Below are 24,206 nucleotides of genomic sequence, written 5' to 3'. Positions count from 1 at the left end.
TTTGGCAATTTTCTTTGCCGCAGGCGCAAGATAGGAAGGGGCCATGGCACTCCGCAATCCGAACCCGAACCGGCAGCCGTTGGGCATTGTAGCGATGGGGACGGCACTCGTTATCGCCGCCTTTCTGGGCGCGGTGATCGGGCTTGCCTGGCAGAGCGCCGAAGGGCTGGCCGGCGATCCGGACGACGAAGTGCTGACGGGCGAGGCCGCTCCGGACTAGGCTGTGGCCCTTCGCGGCCTGCGCCGCGCTTTGGGCGCGGCGATCAGGCAGGCGATGACGATAACCGCCACCCCCGCCAGCGTGGTTGCGGTCACCTGTTCGCCGAACATCAGCCAGCCGAACAGGGCGGCCCAGAGAAACCCGGTATATTCCACCGGCACCAGCACCTGCGCCTCTGCCCGCGCATAGGCCCATGCCAGGCCCATAGAGGCGATCACCGTCAGCAGTGCCGAACCCGTAATCAATTGCAGCGCCGCGCTATCGGGCATGACGAAGAAGAACGGCGCGGCGAGCAATTGCACCAGTCCTGCGACGCCCGAATGAAAGGTCGCCACTTCCAGTGGCCCGGCGGCTTGCGACTGTTTGCGGATGACGACGAAATTATAGGCATAGAGCAAGGCCGACACCAGCAGAGCGGCGAGCCCCCATGCCACCCCTTCGTCAAAATCGCTGCGCCCCAGCCGCCCGCTGATGATGACCAGCGTTCCGGCAAATCCCATCACGCTCGCCCAGATTGCTTTGCGCGCGATGCGTTCTCCCAGCAGCCAATGCGCCAGATACAGCGCCAACAGCGGGGCGACGAAGCTGATGGCGATTGCTTCGGCAATCGGCAGTTTGGTCAGCGCATAGAAGAAGCTCAGCGCCATCGCCGCTGACACGCAGCCGCGCTCGATATGCAGGCGCATAACCCGCCCGCGCGGCCAGACAAATCCGCTTGCCAGCCAGAATGGCGCGACCATTGCTGCGGCAATCAGCGAACGCAGCAGCGATGCGGTGTAAACCCCCGTCGCCAGCGATGCATCCTTCATCAGCGCGTCCATCAGCGACAGGAAGGCAACGCCCGCAATCGCGGCCAGAAACGGCAGGATCAGGCGAGGGTTCGGCTCCATGCGGCGCGGCATAAAGCGGGCGGTTTGCGGCGTCACCCGATGCTTGCAAAAAAGCGGTAAAACCGCGGTTCAGGTCTGTGAAAGCGCATCTGCTTGATAGAAAGGCCGAAGGGCGGCAATATCGCCATATGTTGATGGTTAACAGGGAACTGATTCTGATGCGTTTCGTCGGGCTTTTCGGCGTGCTCGCCACCACCGCTATGCTGACCGCGCCGGGCATGGCGCAGACCCTGTATGCTCAGGACATCCTCGGGAACGAGGATGCAGCGCCAGTCACCGCGACTCCCGGCTCGCCCACCGGTGAAGTGGTGCAGGATATCGCCGCCAATCCCGCCGTGGCGCATTGGTCGATCGACAATGCCAACGCGCTGCTCGCCTTTATCGAAGGCATTGGCGCAGAGGGGCTGGACCCCGCCGATTACCGCCCTGATCTGCTGCGCGAGGCGATTGCCGCGGGCGATCGGGATGCGCTCAACCGCCGCGCCAGCGGTGTGTTTGCGTGGCTGGTGGAAGATTTGCGCGATGGCCGCACCCCGATGGAAGCGCGCCGCCAGTGGTTCGTGGTCGATCCCGATGCCGATCTGCTGCCCACCGGCGAAGTGATGATGGAAGCGTTGGCAACCGGCGAAATCGCCCGCGTCCTCTCCGAACTCAACCCCACCCATCCCGATTACGCCGCCTTGCGCACGGCCTTGGCGGAAACCCCTGCCAGCGATACACGCCGCATCCGGATGCTGCGCGCGAATATGGATCGCTGGCGCTGGCTCGCGCGCGATCTGGGCGGGCAGTATCTCATCACCAATGTCCCCGAATACCAGCTGCGTCTGACGGTGAACAACCAGATCATCCGCACCTACCGCACGATTGTCGGCGCGCCGGGCCGCTCCGCGACGCCGCAGCTGGCGGAAACCGTGGAAGGGGTGGTCTTCAACCCCACATGGACGGTGCCGCAAAGCATCGTGCGCGGGGAAGGGCTTGGCGCACGGGTGCTCAACAATCCTGCCTGGGCGCGCGCCAACGGCTATTCCGCCACGCGCGGCGCGAATGGCTGGGTGACCGTGGTGCAGCAGCCCGGGCCGAACAATTCGCTGGGCCGGATGAAGCTCGATATGCCCAATCCGCACGCGATTTTCCTGCATGACACGCCGCAGCGCCACCTGTTCGATTCCGCCAACCGCGCGCGCAGCCACGGCTGTATCCGCGTCGAGCGGGCGCTGGAACTGGCAATGACAGTGGCGATCCTCGGGCGCGGCGCGACACGGGACGAGGCGGTGGAGATTTCAACCAGCGGTGAATATACGCGCGTGCCGGTGGAACGCACGATGCCGGTCTACATCACCTATTTCACCATGGGTGTGGATATTGACGGCAATCTGCGCAGCTTCGAGGATATTTATGGCCGCGACGCGCCTGTGCTGGCCGCGCTCGATGCGCCGCGCCAGGGCAACCGCGCCCGCGCCACAAGCGAGGAAGCGGTCGAAATCATCGACGATATCCGCACCACGGCGAGCTGATCCAGAGCGGCTGGCTTACTGGCCGGGAATGAGCGACGGATTGGCCTCGCGGTAAATCCGCTCCAGCTCGTCCTCGGCGGGCTCGGGTTCGGCCATATTGGCCGCGCGCCGTTCGGCAATCGCGGCTTCGAAATCGACCGGCGCTTGCGGCGGCATCGCCACATCCGAGCCGTCCGCGCCAATGCCCAGCGTGTCGGCAAAGATCAGCCGCCCGCCGCGTAGGCGATAGAGCACGTCAGGAAACGTCTCCGGCCCGAAAGCGGGGCAGCCGTTTGACCGCCCCAGACGCCCCCACCGCGCGACATGGTCGGGTGCGGCGTAATTCGCCTGATGCATCACGATGGCGCGCGGGAAAGCGTTGGAATTGGTCTCGTCGAGCCCGCCCAGCCGCACCGAGGTGCCATAGCGGCCTTCATACCATTCCCATGTGATATAGGCCCCGCGGCTGGTCGCCCAGCTATCGGGCAGGTTGGAATAATCGTTGAGCCAGCCATCATGTTCGGGATCAGACCCGCTGCCATGCGCCACCAGCGCGCTGTTTACCTGGCCCGACAGCATATCGACAAAATGGAAGCGCGGCTGGCTGGAATGCAGGCCGAAATCGCAAATCCCCACCACATCGCGGTGCCACAATGCAGCAGTGTTGCGCTCGATCTCGCGCGCGGCAATCTCCAGCAGCCGCCGGTCGCGGGCGCCGGGGGCCGGACGCGCGAACACCCGTGCCGGAGCGGCAAGGGCAGCGCCGGTGGCCAGTCCGCCTGCAAGAAGGTCTCTGCGATTCATCACGGGCGATAATGCACGCGGCGGATGAACCTTGTCCATACGCTTGTTTCAGCGCGCTTGGGACTTGGCTCTGATCCGCTCAATCGCTGTCAGGCTCGCATCGATATAGGCACCGCCATGATGCCTGTGCGTGCCGACGAAATGCAGGAAACGCGCATCCTCGCCCCAGCCTTGCGCCCAGTAATTGAGATAGCGGTCATAGGGCAGCACGACCGGCGCGGTTTCGTTGGCGAGCACGAAATTGGATGTCACCTGCTCGGTGCCCCAGATCGTCACATCCGCCTCGCCGATCATGCTTTTCATCTCGGTGAGGAAGGCGGAGGCGAGCGGGCGGCCCGCGCCCATCGCGGCGAAACCGGCAAAGCCCGAACAACCGCGTACATAGCGCCAGCCGCGTGCGGGATCGATGCGACCCATGCGGGATTCGATGCGCCCCTGCACGTGGCCCACAGCCTCTTCGCCACCGGGGTAGAAATGCTGCACGAAGTCGGGGAGCGCCTTCGGCCCTTCGGCCGCTTCCTCGCCCAGCAGGATGAAGCTGCGGTTACGCGCAATCGCTTCCTCGACTTCGGGGACGGGGCCGATCACAACGGTATCGCTGTCCAATTGCATCCAGTATTCGCTCTGCCGCCGGTCGAGAATGGTGAGCAGTCGCTCCCACGTTCCGCCCGCCGGAAATTCGTTCAGCACGACATCGCTGATCCGCATGATTTCGGGATCGCCGCAATGGTGGGCGAGAATGGCGCGGTCCTGCGCGGTCAGCGTGCCATCGTCGAGGATCGCGACGCGCCCGCGTTCCAGCTCGTTCCACAGGCTTTTCACCGCCACCAGATAGGGCAGCAGCACGGCGGTGCCGATCATCGAGAATAGCACCAACCCGTCCTGCTTCGGCCGGATCGGCGCGGTGTCGAGAATGCCCGCAATCGCCTCGGCATGGCGCGTGGCTTCGCGCTTGGCGCGCCAGCGATGCGGGAGGAACGAGGTCATATTCATCGCGGTCAATTCTCCAGCACCATCTGTTCCCCTTCGATCCGCGTGCTGCGGATGGTGGAGAGGAAGGACTGGCCGAGCAGCGAGATCGGCAGACCTTCGGGAATAATCATGGCAGGCACGTTGGTGGCTTCGAAATTGCCGAGGCGGACATTGGCGAGCGTGGTGTTGACGCCGTAAACCGTGCCGCTGGCTCCTTGCGCCACGGGGGCGACATCATTCGGGTTCCAGTGCAGCCCCATCGCGACCGCATCGGAGCCGGTCAGCGCGATCACGCTGGCGCCGGTATCCACCAGCATCCGCGATGTCGTTCCGCCGATGGTGACATCGGCATAGAAATGCCCGTCGCCCTCGCGGGTGAGCGTCACATCCTCGCTCCATGTCGCAGGCTCGGTGTTGTTGGCGATCACCGGCAGCGCGGTGTCGAGCGTTTCGGCCTGAGCCGCATCTGCCTCGGTTCGACCTGGCTCTGGCGCGAAAAGCGGCCAGGCAAGGCCGACAAGGCCGCCTGCCACCAGCACGCCGGCAAGGGGAATGCGCATATCCATCGCCCGCAGGCTTAGCGCGGCGGCCTTAAACCCCGGTAAATTTCGTCGAGATTAGCTTGCGGGAATGCCATTGCGAGCATCGAGCGGGCGTGGCGTTCAGCGACGATGCGCTGATCCTCGCCATAGCCGCCACCCAGCGCACTGGCGATCGGCAGGCTGCGGCGGCGCGCCAGATCGAGCACATAGCGGTCACGCCGCACCAGCCCTGCATCAGAAAGCGCGAGACGACCCAGTCTGTCGCCCTCATGCGGATCGACCCCCGCTTGGTAGAGCACGAGATCGGGGGCGAAATCGGCCATGATAGCAGGCAGATAGCGGTCGAGTACCGCCAGATAATCATCGTCGCCCATCCCGTCGGGCAATTCCACATCGCAGCTGGAGCGGGCCTTGCGGGCGGGAAAGTTCTTCGCCGCATGGGCGGAGAAGGTGAACACATCCTCGCGCCCTGCCAGCAGGCTTGCGGTGCCGTCGCCCTGATGCACATCGAGGTCGATAATGAGGATGCGCCGCGCATCACCCTCGGCCAGCAAGCGGTTGGCCGCGACGGCGAGATCGTTGAACACGCAATAGCCCGCGCCGGTATGGTGCAGCGCGTGGTGGCTTCCGGCAGCACTGTTGGCGGCATAGCCGTGCTCCAGCGCGAGTTTCGCGGCGAACCACGTCCCGCCATTGGTGTGCCGCACGCGGCTGGCGATATGCGGGGTTACGGGAAAGCCGATGCGTCGTTCCTTCTCGCGCGGAACTGCGGCGCGGAAGACCTGCTCGACATATTCCGGATCATGCACCGCCTCCAGCCATTCGCGCGGCATCGGATCGGGCGCGTGCTCGGTGAGCGCAAAGCCGCTGGCGCGCACGGCCTCCATGACGAGGTAATATTTGTCGAACCGGAAAGTCCCGCCCTCGGGGCGTGGTGCCATGTAATCGGCATGGTGGACGACGTGGAGCACAGCTTTCTGGCGCTAGTCGAAAAGGGCGGAGAGGTTGCGGCGTTGGTGGATGATGCGGACGATCTCTACGCGCTTGTCACTCTCGTCGAACCTGTAGAGGATGAGGTAATTTCCTTCCACAAGGGCGCGCAGATCAGGAGCTATCTCCGCGCGAATCCTGCCGATTTGCGGCGTCCGACCAAGCAGACGGATGTGACCGTCAATCGCTTCAACTGTCCGCTGGGCCGCAGCGATATTTTGTTTGGCAATCCAGTCCCAGATGTCTTCAAGGTCACGCTCCGCCGCATCCGACCAGTCGATATGGCAATTCATGCTTTGGAAGCTGCCTCAGCCTTCTTGCGCGAAATCAGGGCGTCCACCCCGCTGTAGGGGCGGTACCCGCTCGCATCAGCTTCAGCGACGAGCCGGCGGACTTCATCGATAGCGGCTTCCCGTTCGCGGTTCTTGCGCCATTCGCGCAATGCCTCGCGGATGACTTCGCTGGTCGAGTTATAGTCCCCGCTGGCGACCGCTGCGTGCAATTCGGCCAGCAATTCGCCATTGAGCGAGACGGAGATTTTTTCAGCTTTTCCCATAAGCGGTTTGGTAGCAAATTTTGCTACCGGCGGCAATCACTGCGCGATTTCAACGCCCGGTGTGGGTGCAATCATCCCCACAGGCTCATGCGCCAGCCGGTGCAATTCTTCGTAAATCGCGTCGTCGCTGCGGCTGGCGGCGTTGCGCCAGCTTGTGGCGGTGTCGGGGTTCACCAGCAGGCCTTCGGGGGTGACGACGAGCACATTGGGTGTGCCGGGCAGTTCGTCCAAGCCGAACTGGGCCGCGATGGCGAGATTATGGCCGTCGCCCGTCTGCGGCATGCCGATATTGACATAGACCAGCTCGTAATGGTCGGCGACCAGCGCGGCAAAGCGTTCTGTCTCCAGCCATCCGGCGAGCGCACGGCTATCGTGGCACCAGTTCGCGCCCATCACCAGCAGCACGCGCGCATCGCGCGCAGCGGCGAGAGCCAGCGCGGCATCGACTTCGGCCACGGGATTGGCGCCTACTGTGAAGAGCGCTGCTTCGGGGTGATCAGCAGCGGGTCGCGCGGATATCGGCGCTGCAGTCGATACAGAGGTAACACTGACGCAGCCTGCCAGCGCGCTAGCCAGCGCGAGTGCGAGGGCGGGTGCAGCCAGTTTTCGCGCGGAGCGTCTGCCCGCCAAGCCTGCACCCGCCATTCGCTTACTTCTTTGCGCCTTTGTCAGATGCAGCCTTCGCGTTCTTTTCCGCGATGATGCGCTTTTCTTCTTCAGGCGAAAGCTGTGTGGTCTTCTTGTCTTCGCTCATGGTATTTCCCCCTTCGCTTATTCTGCCGCCGCTTGTGTTTTGGCAGCATGGGGATCGAACGCTGTGGCCGTGCCCGCTTCGATCTCCGCCGCCTTCTTCTCGACCAAAGCGACAATATGGTCGAGCATATGTTCCGACTCCACGTGGTGGTCGGTGACACCCGATAGGTAAACCATATGTTTGCCCGCGCCGCCACCGGTAATTCCGATATCGGTTTCGCGCGCTTCGCCCGGCCCGTTCACGACGCAGCCAAGGACAGACAGGCTCATCGGCGTTTTGATGTGTTCGAGGCGGGCTTCCAGCGCCTCCACCGTGCGGATCACGTCAAACCCCTGCCGCGAGCAGCTGGGGCAGGAGACAACCCGCACGCCGCGGGTGCGCAGGCCCAGTGCCTTGAGCATTTCGAAGCCGACTTTGACTTCCTGCTCGGGCTCTGCCGAGAGCGAGACGCGGATCGTATCGCCGATCCCTGCCCACAGCAGCGAGCCGATGCCGATGGAGGACTTCACCGTGCCGCCGATAATTCCGCCCGCTTCGGTAATGCCGAGATGCAGCGGGCAATCGACCGTTTCGGCCAAGCCATGATAGGCGGCGACGGCCAAGAATACGTCGCTGGCCTTCACCGCCACTTTGAATTCGTGGAAATCGTGATCCTGCAACAGCTTGATATGATCCAATGCGCTTTCGATCAGCGCCTCGGGGCAAGGCTCGCCATATTTTTCGAGCAGGTCTTTTTCCAGACTGCCGGCATTCACGCCGATGCGGATCGCGCAGCCATTGGCCTTGGCCGCGCGCACAACCTCTGCCACCCGCTCTGACGAGCCGATATTGCCCGGATTGATGCGCAGGCACGCCGCGCCCTTGTCGGCGGCTTCCAATGCGCGTTTGTAGTGGAAATGGATGTCGGCCACGATCGGGATGTTGGACGCGCGCGTGATCTGGTCGAAGTGTTCGGTCGATTCGGGCGTGGGGCAGGAGACGCGGATGATATCCGCGCCTGCATCCTCGCACCGCCGGATCTGGTCGATGGTCGCGCCCACATCCTCGGTCGGGGTGTTGGTCATCGTCTGCACCGTGATCGGCGCGTCGCCGCCCACGGGCACATTGCCGACCATGATCTGACGACATTGGCGGCGCTCGATCATGCGCCACGGGCGGATTTGGGAAATAGCGTCTGCTGCCATGGCTTGGCATATAGACACGCTTGCGCGAAGGGACAATGACAGTCGCGCCTGTTTGCTGCAAAGGCGCAGCGGCATCGCCCGCCACATCGAAAGAGGGAACCGCCAGATGGAACACGGACACGGCCTGATGCTGCGCGATGCGCTGCTGATTCTGGGCTTTGCGCTCTTCGCGGTGCTCGCTTTCCGCCGCGCCGGGCTCGGGGCGACCTTGGGCTATCTGGTGGCCGGCGCGCTGCTCGGGCCGCAGGTCTTTGCGCTGGTAAGCGGGGCCGAGCAGATGGCGGTGGTGGCCGAACTGGGCATTGTGATGCTGCTGTTCGTCGTGGGCCTTGAACTCAGCCCGGCGCGGCTGTGGCGGATGAAATCGGCGATTTTCGGACTGGGTCTGGCGCAGGTGACTGCCTGCGGGCTGGCGGTCACCGCGACCATTCTGGCGCTCACCGGCTACACGCTGGAAGCCGCGCTGGCGATTGGTCTGCCGCTGGGCCTGTCATCCACCGCGCAGGTGCTGCCGATGCTGCAATCGGCGGGCCGCCTGAAGACACCGTTCGGCGAAAAGGCGTTCTCGATCCTGCTGTTCCAGGATCTCTCGATCATTCCGCTCATCACCATCATCGCCGCGATGAGCCGCAGTCCCGATGCAGGCGAAGGCCCGGCGGGCTGGGTGCTGGCGCTGATGGCAGCGGGAGCGATTATCGGGCTGATCCTTGCCGGACGGCTGCTGATCCGCCCGCTTTTCCGCCTGATCGGCGGGCTGGGGGAGCGCGAGCTGTTCGTCGTCGCCGCGTTGTTCACCGTGATCGCCAGCGCTTTCGTGATGCAATCCTTGGGCCTTTCGGCGGCTTTGGGCGCCTTTATCGCGGGCGTGATGCTGGCCGATACGCCCTACCGGCACGAGCTGGAGGCGGATATCGAGCCGTTCCGCTCGATCCTGCTCGGCCTGTTTTTCGTCTCGGTCGGGATGCTGCTCGATCTGGGCGCGGTGGCGGAGCGGCCTTTGTTTGTGGTCGGCTTTGCCGTGCTGCTGATTGCCATCAAAGCCGCGATCATTTTCGGGCTTGGCTTGCTGATGAAAATGACCTGGCGCGCGGCGCTCGCGCTCGGTCTGCTGCTGAGCCAAGGCGGGGAATTTGCCTTCGTGCTCTACACGCAGGCGCAATCCGCGCTGCTGATCGAGGCGGAATCGGCGAGCATTTTCGGGGCTATTGTCACCCTCTCCATGGCCGCCACCCCGTTCCTGATGATGGCGACCGCACGCATCCGCCGGGAGCCCGATGGCGCGGCGGAGGAACGCGAAGCGCCCGACAACCAGTCCGCCAGCGCGGTGGTGGTCGGCTATGGCCGCTTCGGGCAAAGCGTCTCGCAAACGCTGCGGATGGCCGGCTTGTCGGTTACCGCCATCGACAAGAAGGCCTCGCAAATCGACATTGCCGAGGAATTCGGCAGCAAGGTCTATTACGGCGACGGCACGCGGCTCGATCTGCTGCGGCAGGCAGGCGGCGGGGATGCGCAGCTCATCATGTTCTGCATCGATGAAGCGCCCGATGCGCAGCTGATCGAATCGGTGAAAGACGCCTTCCCCAAAGCCGCGATCTATGTGCGCGGGTTTGACCGGCGCTCGGTGATCGATCTTGCGCAAAGCCCTGCCGAATATGTGATGCGCGAAGTGTTCGAATCCGCCGTCCGGATGGCGCGCATGGCGCTCGAAAAGCTGGAGGTGGGGGAACAGCAGATCGACGCCGCCGAAGCCAAGTTCCGCAGTTTCGATGCCGAACGGATGCAGGTGCAGATCGAAGGCGGCGACATTTACGCGGCGCAGGATATGACCCGCGAACAGCAGCGCGCAATGCAAAGTGAGGAATAGGAGCGAGGACTAAACCGCGTTCCCGCCGCTCAGCAGGAATTGCTGCGCCGCGACCACCGGCAGCGGCCGCGAATAGAGATAGCCTTGCCCGCACTGGACGCCGAGCCGCTTCATCGTGCGCGCTTCGTCCTTGGTCTCGATCCCCTCGGCAACGACGATGCAGCCGATTTCACTCGCCAGTCGCACCAGTGCGCTGGTCATGGCTTGGCGTGCCGGATCGGCTTCGATGCCGCGCGTGAGCACCATATCCATCTTGAGGATATCGGGTTGCAGATCGACAATGTGCCGAAGCCCCGAATAGCCGGTGCCAACATCGTCGATGGCGATGCGGGCAAAGGCCTTCAGCGCCGCGATTTCCTGCGCCAGCGCGTCAAAATCATCGACCTGGCAATTTTCGGTGATCTCGACCACCAGATTGGCGGGCTCCGACTGCGCGAGCAGTTCGCGCAGCACGCCCGACACTACGGTTTGCGGGGAGACGTTGATCGTCGCATACATTCCCTCGGGAATATGCCCCAGCGTTTCCAGCGCCACGCGCACCGCGGTCATTTCCAGCTCTTTGCCCAGACCCACCAGTTCGGCATCCTCGAACCACGCATCGGGGCCGCGCTTGGTCACATCGGGAAAGCGGCTGAGGCATTCGACGCCCACCGGCTTGCCCGTTTCCAGCGAGACGATCGGTTGCTGGAAGGTCGAGACGCCATGCCCGTCGAGCATGGATTTGACCCGCGACCGCGCCGCTTCCAGCTTCATTGTGTTTTCGAGCGAGCTTTCGATGCGTTCGGCGGCGAGGCCAGCAAAGCTTTTGAGCACGTTCAAATCGCGTTCGGTCAAGGTCCGGTCGGGCTGGCGGCCCAATGCGCAGAAGCTGCCCCACACTGTGCCGTCCGACAGCCGCAGCGGGGTGTTGATGTGGCAGCCAACGGGCAGCATTTCGGTGATTTTCATCTTGCCGGTGATCGGGTGATCCGACGGGTCCTGGATCAGCTCGGGCAAGCGCCCTTGCAGGATGTGCCAGCAATAGGAATCCTCGCGGTCCTCGCGGAAGCCCGGCCCCAAGGGCAGATCGAGATCGCTGCTGACATGGGTCAGCTCGCGCTGTTCGTTTTCGACATAGCGCGAGACGAAGGCGATTTCGACGCCAAGGTGGCCGCGCACCGATGCGAGCACCCGCTCGATTGCGGGATCGTTCACCAGCTCGTCGGCGAGCGGGGCGGCAGGTGCCTCGAATTCGGGCAGCAGGATGGGGGCAGTAGCCATAGGGGACTTGAGTGCCAGAAAACCCCTAAGGCGGACTTAACTTTACCGCTGCGCAGACTGCCGGTCAGAGGCGCAACTCGTAAAGGAATTCATCGTCGCGCTGTTCGCCGACCCAGAAGCCGATATCGGCGATCTTGGCAAAGCCGTACCGCTGGTAGAACCGCTGCGCGCCGAAGTTTTCCGCAAAGACCGACAGCTGGATCGCATCGCAGCCGCGCGCCCGCGCTTCGGCCAGCGCCCAGTCCATCAGCAGCGCACCGATGCCTTTCCCGGTATGCGCGGGGTCGCAATAAAGCTGGCCGAGCCCGAGCGGATTGGCAGCGTCGGAATAATCCTCATACCCGCTCGGCTGCTTAACCTTGATAAAGCCGGTGAGCGGCCCGCCTTCTGCGCCCTGCGCCAGCCGATGGGTGATCGCCGGATCGGCAATTTCGCCCGCGACGGCCTCCACCGAATAGGCCTGCTGGAGGAACGCTTCGAGGTCTTCCGCACGATACAGATGCGCAAACGCGGTGCAAAAGCTCTCGCGGCCCAGCCGGGCGAGGGCTTCGGCATCTTCGGGAACAGCAGCGCGCAGCAGCATCGTCAGGAAAACTTGTTCTTCTTGCGCTTGCCGAAGCGCATTCCGCTTTCCAGGTGTCCGCGCAAAGCGGCGTAGAAGGCTTCGAGGAATTCGCGTTCGTCGCCGCTGCCCAATTGCCAGCCGATCTTTCTGGTAATCGCCTCCGCCACATCGCGCAGCGCATCGGGATTGCTCTGCCGCAGCACATTTTCGAGCACTTGCAGCTCGTGCTCGCCATAGACGGAGAGTTCTTCGTCGCCGAAGCGGTATTCGCGGCTGCGGTCTGGGGCGAGCGACATCGCCTCTTTCAACTTGGCCTGTTTGGCTTCGACCACCCACGTCCCCGCCACCAGATCGCCCGCGCGCAGGGCATCCTTGTTGAAGAAGGGGAAGAGCACAAACACCGCCAGCCAGAAGAAGGCGGCAATGCCCGCAACGCCTGCCTCTTGCGAACCGCCGAGAAGGAAGAACATCGGGATGAACACCTCGACATCGCGCATCAGATTGCGCGCGATCACCATTTCCGCCGTTAGCCGCCCGCCGTCGCGCGCCGCCACGCGCAGGCCGAGCACGCGCTTGCCCGGCGTCGCGCCGCGCGGGCCGAGTTCGAAAATCATGAAATAGCCGTAGCGGGCCAGAAACAGGACCAGCACCACAAACACGATCACCGCTTCCAGAACGGGATTGTTCTCGGGGGAGGATTCGAGATCGAGCAGGCCCCAGCCGATCGCACCCATGGCGAGGAAGAAGAGGATCAGGCCGACAAACCAGATCGTCAGATCGAGCAGCAGCGCGCCCGCCCGCGCGCCCTTGCTGCCGACGCGCAGCGGCAGCGCAAGGCCCTCGGGCGTCACCAGCACGCGATCACGCTTGGTGTTGGCGTCCCGCGCCAGAGCGTCAGAAAGGCTCATGTATCGCTCTCCCGCGGGCGCCTCATCGCCGCGAAATAGACGATCCAGAAAGCCAGCATCGTGCCGCCAATGGCAAAGCGCGCGCCAGTATCGTCCACCAGCTGGCGGGCATAGCCTTCGAGCAGGCCGGCGATGATCATCATCACCGTCACGCCCACCATCACCACCGCCACGCGCACCCCGGCATCCTGCATTGCGGCGATAATCGCGCGCTGGCCGGGGAACGCCATCTGCCGCCCGATATGCAGCCCCGCCGCGCCTGCCAGCATGATCGCGCCGATCTCGGTTGTGCCGTGAACCGAAAGCCACGCGGCAAATTCCCAGCCCAGCCCGGCATCGGCAAACACCCACATCATCGCGCCCAGCAGCGCCATGTTGTAGACGAGCAGCAGCACGGTCGGCACGCCGAAGGCAAAGCCCAGTGCAAAGGCCATGATGGCAACACCGCTATTGTTGGAAAACAGCGAGGCAGCAAAAGCGGTCAGCCCCTCCGTCCCGCCCTGATGCGCCAGCGTTTCTTCGAGCAGCGCGCGGTCTGCGCCGGGCACGCGCCCGCCCGCCATTTCGCCGGGGACGAGCGCGAAGAACCAGTCGCTATCGCGCGCGACCAGCAACCAGCCGACCAGCGCGCCCGCCACCATCACCGCGAAAGAAATGCAGATATCGAGCCAGATATCGCGGATCGCCGCGCTCCAACCACCGGCGAAAAACCGCCGCAGCCAGCCGAACAGGCCGATGCGCGGGCCGTAAATCTGGAACCAGGCGCGCCTCACCAGCGCTTCGAGATAGTCGAGTGTTGCCGCATCGAGCGAGGTTTCGCGTGCGACGGCTAAGCTGGAGGCGGTCTTGCGATAGAGCACGGGGAGTTCGAGCAGATCATCATCATTGATCCGTCCGGGTCGCCCTTTTTCGAGTGCGGTGACAATTTGTTCCAACCGCTGCCAATCGACTTCGCGTTCCAGCCGGAAGCGGTCGGACCGCAGGCTTGCCGCTTCGATATCGGCGGGCGGAGTGATTTCGGCGGATTTGAGGAAAGCGAACGGCATCAGCTTTGCTCCTCCCGCACCGTCATTGCGAGCGACGGCAGGGAGCGCGGAAATCCAGTCCTGCCGTCGGGACTGGATTGCCGCGTCGCCTTCGGCTCCTCGCAATGACAAATACCAGTCATCACCCGATGGCCTCCGCCCGTTTGGTTTGCAGATAGAGGTCGATCAGCTGGTAGCCGATGGCATCATGCGGTGCCTCAATCACATTGACGCCGAGCCGCCGCAGCCGTTGCAGCACCAGCGCGCGCTGGGTGGCGAGCGAATCGGCGCTGACGGCAATCGCGATATCGCCGATATTGTCCGCCTCGCCCGAGGTCAGTTCTTCCAGCTCGGTATCGACCATGGTGACGAAAATCACGAGGTGGTGCCGCACCAGCCGCTCGACGCTTTCGACCATCAGTTCCGCCGAAGTCGGATCGGTAAAGTCGGAAAACAGGATGATGAGCGACCGCCGCTTCAGCCGCGCGGTCAGCGTCGCCAGTGCCAGCGTGAAATTGGGCTCGCGCGGGGTGTAATCCAGCTCCGCCGCCGCGCTTTGCAGGCGGTGGAAAGCACGGGTGTCGGTGATGAACGGCGTCATCACCTGCGGGTGATCGGCAAAGCCGAACAGGCTCACCCGGTCGCCGCCTTTGAGCGCGACATAGGCGGCGGTCAGCGCGGCGGATACGGCGCGGTCGATCCGTGGCAGGCCGTCCACCGGCTCGCACATCGACTGGCCGCAATCGAAGGCGAGCACGACCTGATTGTCGCGCTCGCTTTCATTCTCGCGGGCGTAGAGCGCGGTGTGGCGCGCGCTGGCTTTCCAGTCGATCCGGCGGCGGTCCATGCCCGGCTCGTACTCGCTCAGCGCTTCGAACTGGGTGCCTTCGCCGCGAATGCGCCGTGCGACGATGCCGAACTGCGCGTCCCGCATAAAGGCTTGCAGCACCGGGGAGCGCACCGGCGAGAGATCGGGCCAGACGCGGATTTGGGCCGCGAGCGGGATGTGCTTCTGCCGCACCGCCAGCCCCAGCGGGCCGCGCCAGCGCAGCCACAGATCGTGCAGTTCACCCGTCCCGCGCCGCACCGGCACCGCCTCGCCCATGCCGGAGAAGCTGTTGGCCGTGCCCGTCGGCTGGAGCGTGAAATCGGCCTTGCCGTCCTTGCCCAGCCGCGGATCGAAGCCGAGCGAGGCTTCGGGCAGGCTGGCATCGCTATCGCGTTCGATCTGCGCGGTGACACGGATATGCGCAGGCTGGCCGACCTCGACATCGCCCGGCACCGTATATTCAAAATGCCGCATGCTGCCCGCCAGCCAGCCATCGATTAGCGCGACCAGCAGTAGTGCCGCTGCCGCTGCCGGAGCGATGATCCACGCTTGCGGCGCGGTTGCCGCGACCACCACTGCCAGCGGCGCGAGCAACACGAGCAGCCCCAGCGTCAACCCGGTGGGGACAATCGGCGATGCCGGAGGTTTGAGGCGGCGGAGGAACTTCATACTCTTGTGATTACCGCGGTGCCTCGGTCTGTTCGATCAGTCCGGCGACCAGATCTTCCACCAGCTTGCCTTCGATTTCGGCGGCCGGAGACAGCAGCAGGCGGTGGCGCAGTACGGCGGTGGCGAGCGCCTTCACATCGTCGGGGATCACGTAATGCCGGCCTTGCAGCGCGGCGCGGGCGCGGGCGGCGTTGGCGAGCAGCACGGCGGCACGCGGGCTCGCCCCGCTCGCCAGATCGGCGCTTTCGCGGGTCGCGCGCACCAGCGACACGGCGTAGTCGATCACTTCGGGCGCCAAGGTCACGCTTTTCACCGCTGCCTGCGCGGCACCGATGGTTTCGGGCGAGGCGACTTGCGCGATGCCGAAATCGGCCGGCTTTTGCGGCCCGCTGCGATCACCGAACCGCCGGACGATCTGCGCTTCTTCCTCCGCGCTGGGGTAAGGCACGAGCAGCTTGAAGGCGAACCGGTCAAGCTGCGCTTCGGGCAGCGGGTAGACGCCCTGGTTCTCGATCGGGTTCTGCGTGGCCACCACCATGAATTGCTCGCTGAGCTGGTGCGTCTCGCCATCCAGCGTCACCTTGCGTTCCTGCATGGCTTCGAGCAGCGCGGCCTGCGTTTTGGGCGGGGTGCGGTTGATCTCGTCCCCCAGCAGCAGCTCGCAGAAAATCGGCCCGCGCGTCAGGGTAAACTGGCTGGTCTGGAAGTTGAACAGGTTGGAGCCGAGAATATCGCCGGGGAGCAGATCGGGCGTAAACTGGATGCGCCCGAAATCGAGGCCGGTTGCGTAGGCGAAGCAATTGGCGAGAAAGGTTTTCGCGGTGCCGGGCGGGCCTTCCAGTAGCACGTGCCCCTGTGCCACCAGCGCGATGAGCAAATGCTCCACCGTCTCGTCCATGCCGACAATCGCCTTGCCAACTTCAGTGCGGATCGCGCCCGCCAGTTCGGCCGTCTGTTCCAGCGTCATGCTCATCGTTTCAGCATCCTTTCGATGTCCTTGAGCGCGCTTGCCGCGCGTATGATGTCTTTGGGATTGCCCGCATTGCGCAATTCATTGGCGCGCGCGGTGAAGGCGGGTTCAAGACCGCGCCGCGACAATGCGCGGTCAATGGCCTTGGCGCGCGCTTCGGGATGGGTGTCCTTTATGCCCAATTGCGCCGCGATGCGTTTGCCCATCAGCGCCGCATAGGGATCGGCGAGCAGGTGGAACCGCTTCACCCGCGCCACCAGCGCCGCACCGTTGCGCGCCAGCTCGCGCTTGCCCTGTGCGCGGGTGGGCGCCTCTGCCACCGGCGCGCCGAAACGGTTGAACCCGCGCCACGCGATGACGAGCGCGGCAAACAGCAGGCACAAGGTCGCGGCAAGGAAGGGCGGGCTGAAGGCGAGCGTCAGCAGGTTCTCGCTCGATCCGAGGCCGGGCAGCGTCATGTCGAACAGCACCGGCATTGCGGGATCGCCCACCATCGCGCTGTCGATAATCGCCATCGCCAGTTCAGCGCGGGCGCGGTCTTCCATCCCGTAATTGTTCATCAGGTCAGGCTCGAAAACCACGATGAAGGGATATTGCCCGTCATAATAGCCATATCCGGTGTCAAACAGCGAGGAAGGGTCGCCGAACGCGCCCGCCAGCATATCACCTTCGCGGTCTGTCACGAGCGGGGTGAGTTTTGCTTCGCCCGGCTGGCTCTGCAAGGCTTGCACCTGCTCGGGTGCGGGCAGGCTGCCGCGCCGCTCCATCCCGCTCCAGCCGCCGGTGCGCCCCACCACCAGCTCTGCCCCTTCGGCAAAGGGCAGTTCGTCGTACCAGTTGGCGGGAGAGGCATCGCCGAGGAAGACCCAGCCATCCTGCGCGCCAGATTGCTCCTGCAATTGCGGTGGGACCGCAAAGGCTGACCATTTGGGCAGGATCAGCAGCGTCGGCCCCATGCCCGATTCGAGCCTTTGTTCGAGCAGGTCGGCAATCTGGTCGGGGCTGGAGAATTGGGGCGGGGTGAGCACCAGCAGGCCATATTCGTCATAGCCCGCTTCGCTGCGCGAAAGCTGCACATCATAGCCCTGGTTTTCCAGCAGATCGTGCAGGCCCTTGAACCCAGGTATGGCGGTGGAGCCCGCGTGCTCGCCGCCATTGCGTTCGTCATTGCCCGTCCAGCCCTGCCCGATGGCGTAAAGCATCAGCAAGAATGCTGCCGCGCCAATCGCAAGCACCGCCAGCACGGTTCCCGCCCGGAACGGATTGCGGCGGCGCGTCTGCACCACGGGGGCGGCGGCGCTCATCCGGCGAGCGCCCGCTGTTGGAGGGCAAATTCGGCATAGGCATCGCGCGCGACCTGCCAATCCTCGCGATTGAGCGCGCTGAGCGCGAACAGGCTGCGCTCCACCCGCGTGGCGATAATGCCGAAAGCGGTGCGCGCCTTTTCGGGAATGCGCGGTTCGGCGGACAATTCGCGCGCTGTGCTCGACGGCTCGACAATCTCGGGCCGTGCGGCTGCAATCTGGCCGACCGAGCGTTTGAGCAGCAAATGCGTCGCAGCGTCATATTTGCCTTCCGCTGCCAGCCTGTCAGCCTCTTCGAGCAGGGCCAGCGCTTCGCTCTGTTCGGGCACCCATTCGCCTTCGCTCGTCACACGGCGGCGGCGGGCGAGCAGATCAGGGGCGAGGATGCGGATGAGGGCATACAGCGCGCCCGCAATCGCCAACGCCAGCAGCACCCATTTGAGCACCGGCCAGGCACCGACCAGAAAATTGGTGACGGGCAAGAAGGCGGAGCCCAGCCATTCCATAAAGTCGGTCAGCCAGTCGGGCGGCGGCTCCGCCTCGGGCATTTCGACTTCGGCAAACTGGATCGATTCGTCGCTGCGCACATCCTCCCAAGCCTCGGCGAAGCTATCGCCCGGCGCTGGCGGCGCGTCGTTATAATCGACCGGAATCCCCTGAGCGGCTGTCACACAAGGGAGAGTTACACGGCGTAGCGCGCGACGCAACGGCTTGCTGGTGTTCCGCTAGGCTTTTGTTCAGGATAACAGGAAATTGGCGGGGTCGAGCCGCATGGCCATGCACATACTGAAATCGTCCGACACGTAATCGTCAAACGGTTCGCACTCCGCAAAGCCTGCCGCTGCGTAAAGCCTTGTCGCCGGTGCGAACACCGGATGGCGACCCGTTTCGAGGCCAACCCATAGCCGGCCATTATCGCTGGCGGTGCGAAGCAGATGCTGGAGCATGGCCTGGCCTGCCCCCTTGCCGCGCCACTCCTGCGCAGCGCGCATCGATTTGATTTCGCATCGTGCTTCGTCCAGCCAGCGCAGCGCACCGATGGCTGCGAGCGCGCCCTGCGACCGGGCGGCAAAGAAGGTCACATCGGGATCAGCCAGTCTGCGAGCAGGAAGGGCGTTGACTTTGCACGCTGGCGAGCAGCGGTGCATCTCTGCCAGATGCGCGTCCAGCAATGCGAGAATGTCCGGCGTGGTGGGCGGCTCTTCAGCGATCACAAATACCGGATGTTCCGCCATGCCTACCCCCGCTTGCGCGCCAGCGGATAGGTGCCGAACATCGACACCTGCGTGCAGTGGAAGGCCAGTTCCTCCATTGCCCGGTCGACCGCCGGATCGCCCGGCGCGCCGATGATGTCGGCATAGAACAGGCTGGCGGCAAAGCTGGTGCCTTGCTGGTAGCTTTCCAGCTTGGTCATATTGACGCCATTGGTGGCAAAGCCGCCCAGCGCCTTGTAGAGCGCGGCGGGGATATTCTTCACTTCGAACACGAAGGTCGTCATCGCTTCCTGCCCGGCGAGCTGCGCAGGGTCGAGCGCCTCGCGTGCCAGAATGACGAAGCGCGTGGTGTTGTCCTGCGCGTCCTCGACCGCCTCCTCGACGATGTCGAGACCGTAGAGGTCGGCCGCCAGCGCGGGCGAGATTGCAGCGACCGAGGGATCTCCCATCTCGGCCACATAAGCCGCGGCGCCTGCCGTATCGGCAAAGCTCAGCGGCACCATGCCCCGTTCGCGCAGGAAATGGCGGCTCTGCGCCAGCGCGTGCGGGTGGCTGTAGGCGGCCTGGAACGGCCCAGTCGCTCCGCGAATCGCCATGAGCGCGTGGCTGATGCGCAGGAAATGCTCGCCCACAATCGAGAGCCCGCTTTCGGGCAGCAGGAAATGGATATCCGCGACGCGCCCGGCTTGCGAGTTTTCGATGGGGATCATCGCGCAGCCTGCGCGGCCATCCTTCACCGCGTCAATCGCGTCGGCGAAACTGAAGCACGGCAATGGCAGGGCTTCGGGGGCCCATTCGTTCGCGGCACGGTGCGAATTGGCACCCGGTGCGCCCTGAAACGCAATCGCGCGCTCAGGGTCGGCAGCGGCGGCGGCCTGCATCTGCTCGACCATGGCGAGCGCGGGGGCGGGGAAACTCTGCATCAGGCTGGAGCGCCTAGCCGCCCCGCGCGCCGCCGACAAGCGCCAGCAAAGCGCGGATGGGCGGCGATAGTCGCGAACACGCGACGAAAGTCCCCTTGCACCATCCGCCGCTGGCCACTAGAGCGCGGCGCAACACTTCCAATAGCAAGTAATGGTCCATCATGAACGATCAGATGAACACGATTTTCGGCTGGGTTCTCGCCAGCCTCGGCATCGCTCTCGGCGGGTCGATCATCGCCGGCAAGGTCTTCACACCGATCGAAGGCGTGGGCTATGTTATCGTGGCCGAGGAAGAAGGCGCTGTTGCCGATAGCGGCCCCTCGCTTGCAGAACTGCTCGCTGTCGCCGATCCGGCTGCGGGTGAGCAGGTCTTTGCTCGTTGCTCCACCTGCCACACGGTAGAACAGGGCGGCGCCAATGGCATCGGCCCGAACCTCTATGGCATCATGGGCCTGCCCATCGGCAACCACGCGCCGGGCTTTGGATATTCCGCCGCGCTTTCGGGCCATGGCGGCAACTGGACGTGGGAAAACATGGACGCCTGGCTCACGAGCCCGCGCGGTTTTGCCGACGGCACGTCGATGAGCTTTGCCGGTCTCGGCAATCCCGAAGACCGCGCCAATCTGATGGCCTATCTCAATTCGATGGGCAGCAATCTGCCGCTGCCCGAAGTGACGGCTGCCGAAGCGGCTCCCGAAGGTGAGGACGCTGTGACTGAAGGCGAAGGCGCTGAAGCCGGTGCTGACGAAGCTGCGCCCGCAGCGGCAGAAGCCGAAGTCGAGGCTGCTGCGACTGCCGAATAAGCGGCGCGTCAAAGCCGAATGCAAAAGGGCTCCGGTTCGCGCCGGGGCCTTTTTCGTTTCTGCGTAGCGCTAGGTGCGCCCCTTGAAGCCCTGCGCCACGACATACCATTCGCTCGACCCCTTGCGGCTGGCGGGCGGCTTGGCGTGTTTGACCGTTTTGAAGTGCTTTTTCAGCAGGTCGAGCAAGTCCCTGTCGGTTCCGCCGGCGAACCCCTTCGCCAGAAACGCGCCGCCTTCGGCCAGAATCTCGACCGCGAACCACGCGGCGGCCTCGACCAGACCCATGGTGCGCAAATGGTCGGTCTGTTTGTGGCCGACAGTGTTCGCCGCCATGTCCGACAAGACCAGATCGGCCGGGCCGCCCAGCGCCGCTTCCAACGCGGCAGGTGCGCTTTCGTCCATAAAGTCCATTTGCAGGATGGTCACGCCTTCGATCGGTTCGGTTTCGAGCAGATCGATCCCGACAATCGCTGCCTTGGGCGCGCGTTTGCGCACCACCTGGCTCCAGCCGCCCGGCGCAATGCCCAGATCGACCACGCGGGTGCTGCCTTTGACGAGGCCGAACCGGTCATCCAGTTCGATCAGCTTGAACGCCGCGCGGCTGCGCCAGCCTTCGTCCTTGGCCTTTTTGACGTAAGGATCGTTGAGCTGGCGTTCGAGCCAACGCTGGCTCGACGGCTTGCGTTTCTTGCCGCTGGTAAGGCGGCGGTGTGTATCCGGCCCTGCACGGCTCATCGCACATTCTCCGCCCGGTCGCGGCGCAAGGCGGCCTGCGTCTGCATTCCTTCGGCATCGGCGGCCATCAGGCTGCGCAAAATCCCTTCGCGGATGCCCCTGTCGGCAACGCCAAGACGCGGGGCGGGCCAGATTTCGAGAATCGCTTCCAGAATGGCGCAGCCTGCCACCACCAGTTCAGCGCGTTCCTTGCCGATGCAGCCAATGTCGCCGCGCTGCTCGGGCGACATGGCCGAAAGGCGTTCCGACACGGCGAGCATATCGTCGCTGCGCACGATCAGCCCGTCCACTTCGCGCCGGTCATATTGTACCAACCCAAGATGCACGCTGGCGAGCGTCGTCACCGTGCCGCTGGTGCCGAGCAGGCGCTGGTCCTCGGCCTGATGCGGCGCGATCCGCTTGGCAAATTCGGCAAAACTTTCGCGCACCAGCCGCTTCATTTCGGCATAGCGGGCCAGCCGCGCGGCTTCGTCACCACCTTCATGGCCGACGGTTTCCGATAACGAGACAACGCCCCACGGCACGCTCTGCCAGTCGATAATGCGCGGCACCGGTGCGCCGGGTTCAATCAGCACCAGCTCGGTCGAGCCGCCGCCAATGTCGAAAATCACCGCCGGGCCGCGCCCGTCCTCCAGCAGGATGTGACAGCCGAGCACGGCCAGCCGCGCCTCTTCCTGCGCGCTGATAATATCGAGCACGATGCCGGTCTCTTGGCGCACCCGCTCGATAAATGCCGCGCCATTGCTCGCGCGGCGGCAGGCCTCGGTGGCGACCGAGCGGGCGAGGTGGACATTGCGCTTTTTCAACTTGTCCGCACAGATTTTCAGCGCACCCAGCCCGCGCTCCATCGCCTTGTCGGACAGGCGGCCCGTTTGCGCCAGCCCTTCGCCCAGCCGGACAACGCGGCTGAAAGCGTCGATCACCACGAAATTCTCCCCCGCCGGACGCGCGATTAGCAGGCGGCAATTGTTGGTGCCCAGATCGATCGCGGCATAGGACTGCTTGTAGGATTTGTGCGGAGGACGCCGCCAGTTGCTCGCCGGAGTCGGGACTTGTGCCGGGCTCTCTGCCCCGTTGGTGCCGGGAGCGCGCGTTCGGCCCTGTTTTGCGTCGCGGCGGTGGGCGGATTTGCCCTGCTTATTGCCGCCCGCTTTTCCTTCGGGCTTGGCGCGTCCATCCGGCGGAGAATATTCCGCCATAGTGAAAACTCGCTAATCGTAAAAACCCGCCACATTCGAGCGGAACCTGACGCGAAGCTATACCAGAGGCGGGTTCGATACAAGTTAAGCTGTAGCGAGTGCTCTTGAGAGAGGTTAGGGCAGGGAGATGGCCAACCCGCTCCCCACGATTGCCCTCTTCGCCCGATACCCTGTCGCGGGCAAAGCGAAGACCCGGCTGATCCCCGCGCTGGGGGCAGAAGGTGCAGCGGAATTGCACCGGCTGCTGGTGGAGCGGACGCTGTCGACGATGCGCGCGTCGGGCTTGCCGTTCGCGGTGTGGACGACGGGCGAAGAGCACGCCGCCTTCGCGCAGTGGCCGGGCGAGGATGTGCCGATGATCGCGCAAGGCGAGGGCGACCTTGGGGCAAGGCTTGCGCGGGTGCCTGCTCCGGCGATTTTGCTGGGCGCGGATATTCCCGATGTGACGGCGGAGCACTTGCTGGCAGCGGCGAAAGCGCTGGAGGAAGTGCCGGTGGTGATCGGCCCTGCGAGCGATGGCGGATACTATCTGCTCGGCTTTCGTGATCCTGTGCCGTTTCTTTTCGACGATATGCCATGGGGCACAGAACAGGTGCGCGCGTTGACCGAAGCGCGGCTGGAAGCGCGCGGCATCTCTTATCGTCTGCTTCAAACACTCGATGATTGCGACCGGCCCGAAGACCTGGCCAAATGGCCGGAGCTTCTGCGATGAGCACGAGCATCGTCATCCCCATGCTCAACGAAGCAAAGGCACTGCCCGCGCTGATCCGCCACATCGCCGCGCTCGATCCGCCGCCGCTGGAAGTGGTGGCTGTCGATGGTGGGAGCGCAGACCGTTCGGTCGATCTGGCGCGCGAGGCTGGCTGGCGGGTTATCGAAACGCCGGCAGGGCGCGGGCGGCAGATTAATGCGGGGGCCGAAGCAGCAAAGGGCGCAAATGTGGTCGTGCTCCACGCCGATACCGTCCCGCCTGCTGATATGGTCGCGGTGATCGAAGAGACGCTATCGAACCCGGCCATTTCGCTCGCGGGGTTCACTCCGATCCTGCGCGGGCCGGAGAAAACGCGCTGGGGTACCACGCTGCACAATTGGGCAAAGACCTATTACGCGCCGCTGCTCTTCCGCCCGTTGCTGTTCGTCAAAGGATGCCGCCTCCTCTTCGGCGACCACGCGATGTTCTTCCGCCGCGCGCAATTTCTCGAATGCGGTGGCTGCGATCCCGAGGCCAAGGTGATGGAAGAGGCCGACCTCTGCATCCGCCTGACCCGCTTTGGCCGGGTGAAACTGGTGCCGCGTTTTATCGAAACCTCGGACAGGCGCATTGCCGAATGGGGGGCGCTGAAGGCGAACTGGATTTACCTGAAGGTGGGGTTCCTGTGGGGACTGGGCGCGCGGGAGCGGCTGGAGCGGTATTATCCGGATGTGCGGTAGGCAGTAGGCAGTAGGCATTAGGCAGTAGCTTATCCTAACCCACATCCGCTCACCCTGAGCTTGTCGAAGGGCTGCACTTTCCTTTCGAAACTTGGCGCTAGT

General features: G+C 64.2%; 27 protein-coding genes. 6 read left to right on the top strand and 21 right to left on the bottom strand.

Features of this window, described 5'->3' with window-relative positions; translation table 11 throughout:
* Positions 1-43 precede the first annotated feature (43 nt).
* Complete coding sequence (locus GC121_RS15185; protein WP_199857710.1) at positions 44-220, top strand: hypothetical protein; 177 nt, start codon at positions 44-46, stop codon at positions 218-220.
* On the opposite strand, the gene GC121_RS02195 is transcribed toward GC121_RS15185, so the two are convergent.
* A complete protein-coding gene (locus GC121_RS02195) occupies positions 217-1,122 on the bottom strand; it encodes a DMT family transporter (RefSeq protein WP_234421076.1) in 906 nt (301 codons plus the stop codon). The genes GC121_RS15185 and GC121_RS02195 overlap by 4 nt on opposite strands.
* Before the next feature lie 65 nt (positions 1,123-1,187).
* On the opposite strand from GC121_RS02195, the gene GC121_RS02190 reads away from it, so the two are divergent.
* Positions 1,188-2,624 (top strand): L,D-transpeptidase family protein, encoded by a 1,437-nt coding sequence (locus GC121_RS02190; protein ID WP_234421075.1) that lies wholly within the window; start codon positions 1,188-1,190, stop codon positions 2,622-2,624.
* Between the two features lie 15 nt (positions 2,625-2,639).
* On the opposite strand, the gene GC121_RS02185 is transcribed toward GC121_RS02190, so the two are convergent.
* The 8 genes from GC121_RS02185 to ispG form a co-directional block, all read right to left on the bottom strand.
* The gene (locus GC121_RS02185) at positions 2,640-3,407 is read right to left on the bottom strand and encodes a murein L,D-transpeptidase catalytic domain-containing protein (RefSeq protein ID WP_151972546.1); all 768 of its coding nucleotides are present in this window, start codon (positions 3,405-3,407) and stop codon (positions 2,640-2,642) included.
* Positions 3,408-3,455: 48 nt separating this feature from the next.
* A complete protein-coding gene (locus GC121_RS02180; protein ID WP_199857709.1) occupies positions 3,456-4,400 on the bottom strand; it encodes a hypothetical protein in 945 nt (314 codons plus the stop codon).
* A gap of 5 nt (positions 4,401-4,405) precedes the next feature.
* Positions 4,406-4,939, bottom strand: coding sequence for a TIGR02281 family clan AA aspartic protease (locus GC121_RS02175; RefSeq protein WP_199857708.1), 534 nt, complete (start codon positions 4,937-4,939; stop codon positions 4,406-4,408).
* A gap of 17 nt (positions 4,940-4,956) precedes the next feature.
* Positions 4,957-5,862 carry a histone deacetylase gene (locus GC121_RS02170; protein ID WP_199857707.1) on the bottom strand — a complete coding sequence of 302 codons (906 nt, stop codon included), beginning with the start codon at positions 5,860-5,862 and terminating at the stop codon, positions 4,957-4,959.
* 42 nt (positions 5,863-5,904) lie between these two features.
* On the bottom strand, positions 5,905-6,204 hold the full coding sequence (locus GC121_RS02165) for a type II toxin-antitoxin system RelE/ParE family toxin (RefSeq protein WP_151972542.1): 300 nt from the start codon (positions 6,202-6,204) through the stop codon (positions 5,905-5,907).
* Positions 6,201-6,467: a type II toxin-antitoxin system ParD family antitoxin gene (locus GC121_RS02160; RefSeq protein WP_151972541.1), complete on the bottom strand. Its 267-nt coding sequence runs from the start codon at positions 6,465-6,467 to the stop codon at positions 6,201-6,203. The genes GC121_RS02165 and GC121_RS02160 overlap by 4 nt, the downstream gene beginning before the upstream one ends.
* A gap of 36 nt (positions 6,468-6,503) precedes the next feature.
* A complete protein-coding gene (locus GC121_RS02155) occupies positions 6,504-6,923 on the bottom strand; it encodes a thioredoxin family protein (RefSeq protein WP_234421074.1) in 420 nt (139 codons plus the stop codon).
* Between the two features lie 315 nt (positions 6,924-7,238).
* Positions 7,239-8,390: a flavodoxin-dependent (E)-4-hydroxy-3-methylbut-2-enyl-diphosphate synthase gene (gene ispG / locus GC121_RS02150; RefSeq protein WP_151975547.1), complete on the bottom strand. Its 1,152-nt coding sequence runs from the start codon at positions 8,388-8,390 to the stop codon at positions 7,239-7,241.
* Between the two features lie 121 nt (positions 8,391-8,511).
* Here ispG and GC121_RS02145 point away from each other — a divergent pair, with 121 nt between their 5' ends.
* On the top strand, positions 8,512-10,269 hold the full coding sequence (locus GC121_RS02145; protein ID WP_151972539.1) for a cation:proton antiporter: 1,758 nt from the start codon (positions 8,512-8,514) through the stop codon (positions 10,267-10,269).
* Positions 10,270-10,278: 9 nt separating this feature from the next.
* Here GC121_RS02145 and GC121_RS02140 read toward each other — a convergent pair whose 3' ends face one another.
* The 10 genes from GC121_RS02140 to GC121_RS02095 all read right to left on the bottom strand — a co-directional run bounded on the left by GC121_RS02140 (position 10,279) and on the right by GC121_RS02095 (position 19,936).
* Positions 10,279-11,529 carry an EAL domain-containing protein gene (locus tag GC121_RS02140; RefSeq protein ID WP_151972538.1) on the bottom strand — a complete coding sequence of 417 codons (1,251 nt, stop codon included), beginning with the start codon at positions 11,527-11,529 and terminating at the stop codon, positions 10,279-10,281.
* A 64-nt stretch (positions 11,530-11,593) separates the two neighbouring features.
* On the bottom strand, positions 11,594-12,112 hold the full coding sequence (locus GC121_RS02135; protein ID WP_151972537.1) for a GNAT family N-acetyltransferase: 519 nt from the start codon (positions 12,110-12,112) through the stop codon (positions 11,594-11,596).
* Between the two features lie 2 nt (positions 12,113-12,114).
* Positions 12,115-13,002 carry an RDD family protein gene (locus tag GC121_RS02130; protein ID WP_151972536.1) on the bottom strand — a complete coding sequence of 296 codons (888 nt, stop codon included), beginning with the start codon at positions 13,000-13,002 and terminating at the stop codon, positions 12,115-12,117.
* Positions 12,999-14,048 carry a stage II sporulation protein M gene (locus tag GC121_RS02125; protein ID WP_151972535.1) on the bottom strand — a complete coding sequence of 350 codons (1,050 nt, stop codon included), beginning with the start codon at positions 14,046-14,048 and terminating at the stop codon, positions 12,999-13,001. The genes GC121_RS02130 and GC121_RS02125 overlap by 4 nt, the downstream gene beginning before the upstream one ends.
* 121 nt (positions 14,049-14,169) lie before the next feature.
* Positions 14,170-15,525: a DUF58 domain-containing protein gene (locus GC121_RS02120; RefSeq protein ID WP_151972534.1), complete on the bottom strand. Its 1,356-nt coding sequence runs from the start codon at positions 15,523-15,525 to the stop codon at positions 14,170-14,172.
* Between the two features lie 10 nt (positions 15,526-15,535).
* Complete coding sequence (locus GC121_RS02115; RefSeq protein WP_151972533.1) at positions 15,536-16,498, bottom strand: MoxR family ATPase; 963 nt, start codon at positions 16,496-16,498, stop codon at positions 15,536-15,538.
* On the bottom strand, positions 16,495-17,799 hold the full coding sequence (locus tag GC121_RS02110; RefSeq protein WP_151972532.1) for a DUF4350 domain-containing protein: 1,305 nt from the start codon (positions 17,797-17,799) through the stop codon (positions 16,495-16,497). Before GC121_RS02110 ends, GC121_RS02115 begins: the two co-directional genes overlap by 4 nt.
* On the bottom strand, positions 17,796-18,470 hold the full coding sequence (locus GC121_RS02105; RefSeq protein WP_234421073.1) for a hypothetical protein: 675 nt from the start codon (positions 18,468-18,470) through the stop codon (positions 17,796-17,798). The genes GC121_RS02110 and GC121_RS02105 overlap by 4 nt, the downstream gene beginning before the upstream one ends.
* 66 nt (positions 18,471-18,536) lie before the next feature.
* Positions 18,537-19,034: a GNAT family N-acetyltransferase gene (locus GC121_RS02100; RefSeq protein WP_151972531.1), complete on the bottom strand. Its 498-nt coding sequence runs from the start codon at positions 19,032-19,034 to the stop codon at positions 18,537-18,539.
* 2 nt (positions 19,035-19,036) lie between these two features.
* Positions 19,037-19,936, bottom strand: a complete 900-nt coding sequence (locus GC121_RS02095) for a prephenate dehydratase (protein WP_151972530.1) — start codon at positions 19,934-19,936, stop codon at positions 19,037-19,039.
* Between the two features lie 161 nt (positions 19,937-20,097).
* Here GC121_RS02095 and GC121_RS02090 point away from each other — a divergent pair, with 161 nt between their 5' ends.
* Entirely contained in the window at positions 20,098-20,739 is a 642-nt protein-coding gene (locus GC121_RS02090) for a cytochrome c family protein (protein ID WP_151972529.1), read from the top strand.
* 69 nt (positions 20,740-20,808) lie between these two features.
* Here the strand turns inward: GC121_RS02090 and GC121_RS02085 are convergent, their stop codons facing one another.
* Both GC121_RS02085 and GC121_RS02080 read right to left on the bottom strand, forming a co-directional pair.
* Positions 20,809-21,474 (bottom strand): RlmE family RNA methyltransferase, encoded by a 666-nt coding sequence (locus GC121_RS02085; RefSeq protein ID WP_151972528.1) that lies wholly within the window; start codon positions 21,472-21,474, stop codon positions 20,809-20,811.
* A complete protein-coding gene (locus GC121_RS02080; RefSeq protein WP_151972527.1) occupies positions 21,471-22,673 on the bottom strand; it encodes a Ppx/GppA phosphatase family protein in 1,203 nt (400 codons plus the stop codon). The genes GC121_RS02085 and GC121_RS02080 overlap by 4 nt, the downstream gene beginning before the upstream one ends.
* Before the next feature lie 127 nt (positions 22,674-22,800).
* Here GC121_RS02080 and GC121_RS02075 point away from each other — a divergent pair, with 127 nt between their 5' ends.
* Positions 22,801-23,385, top strand: a complete 585-nt coding sequence (locus tag GC121_RS02075) for a TIGR04282 family arsenosugar biosynthesis glycosyltransferase (protein ID WP_151972526.1) — start codon at positions 22,801-22,803, stop codon at positions 23,383-23,385.
* Positions 23,382-24,104 (top strand): glycosyltransferase, encoded by a 723-nt coding sequence (locus tag GC121_RS02070; RefSeq protein WP_151972525.1) that lies wholly within the window; start codon positions 23,382-23,384, stop codon positions 24,102-24,104. The genes GC121_RS02075 and GC121_RS02070 overlap by 4 nt, the downstream gene beginning before the upstream one ends.
* The last annotated feature ends 102 nt before the right edge of the window (positions 24,105-24,206 follow it).

Origin of the sequence: Erythrobacter sp. EC-HK427 (assembly GCF_902498745.1) — a bacterium.
Taxonomy (GTDB): Bacteria; Pseudomonadota; Alphaproteobacteria; order Sphingomonadales; family Sphingomonadaceae; genus Alteraurantiacibacter.
This window is presented reverse-complemented; position numbering and strand designations above follow the sequence as displayed.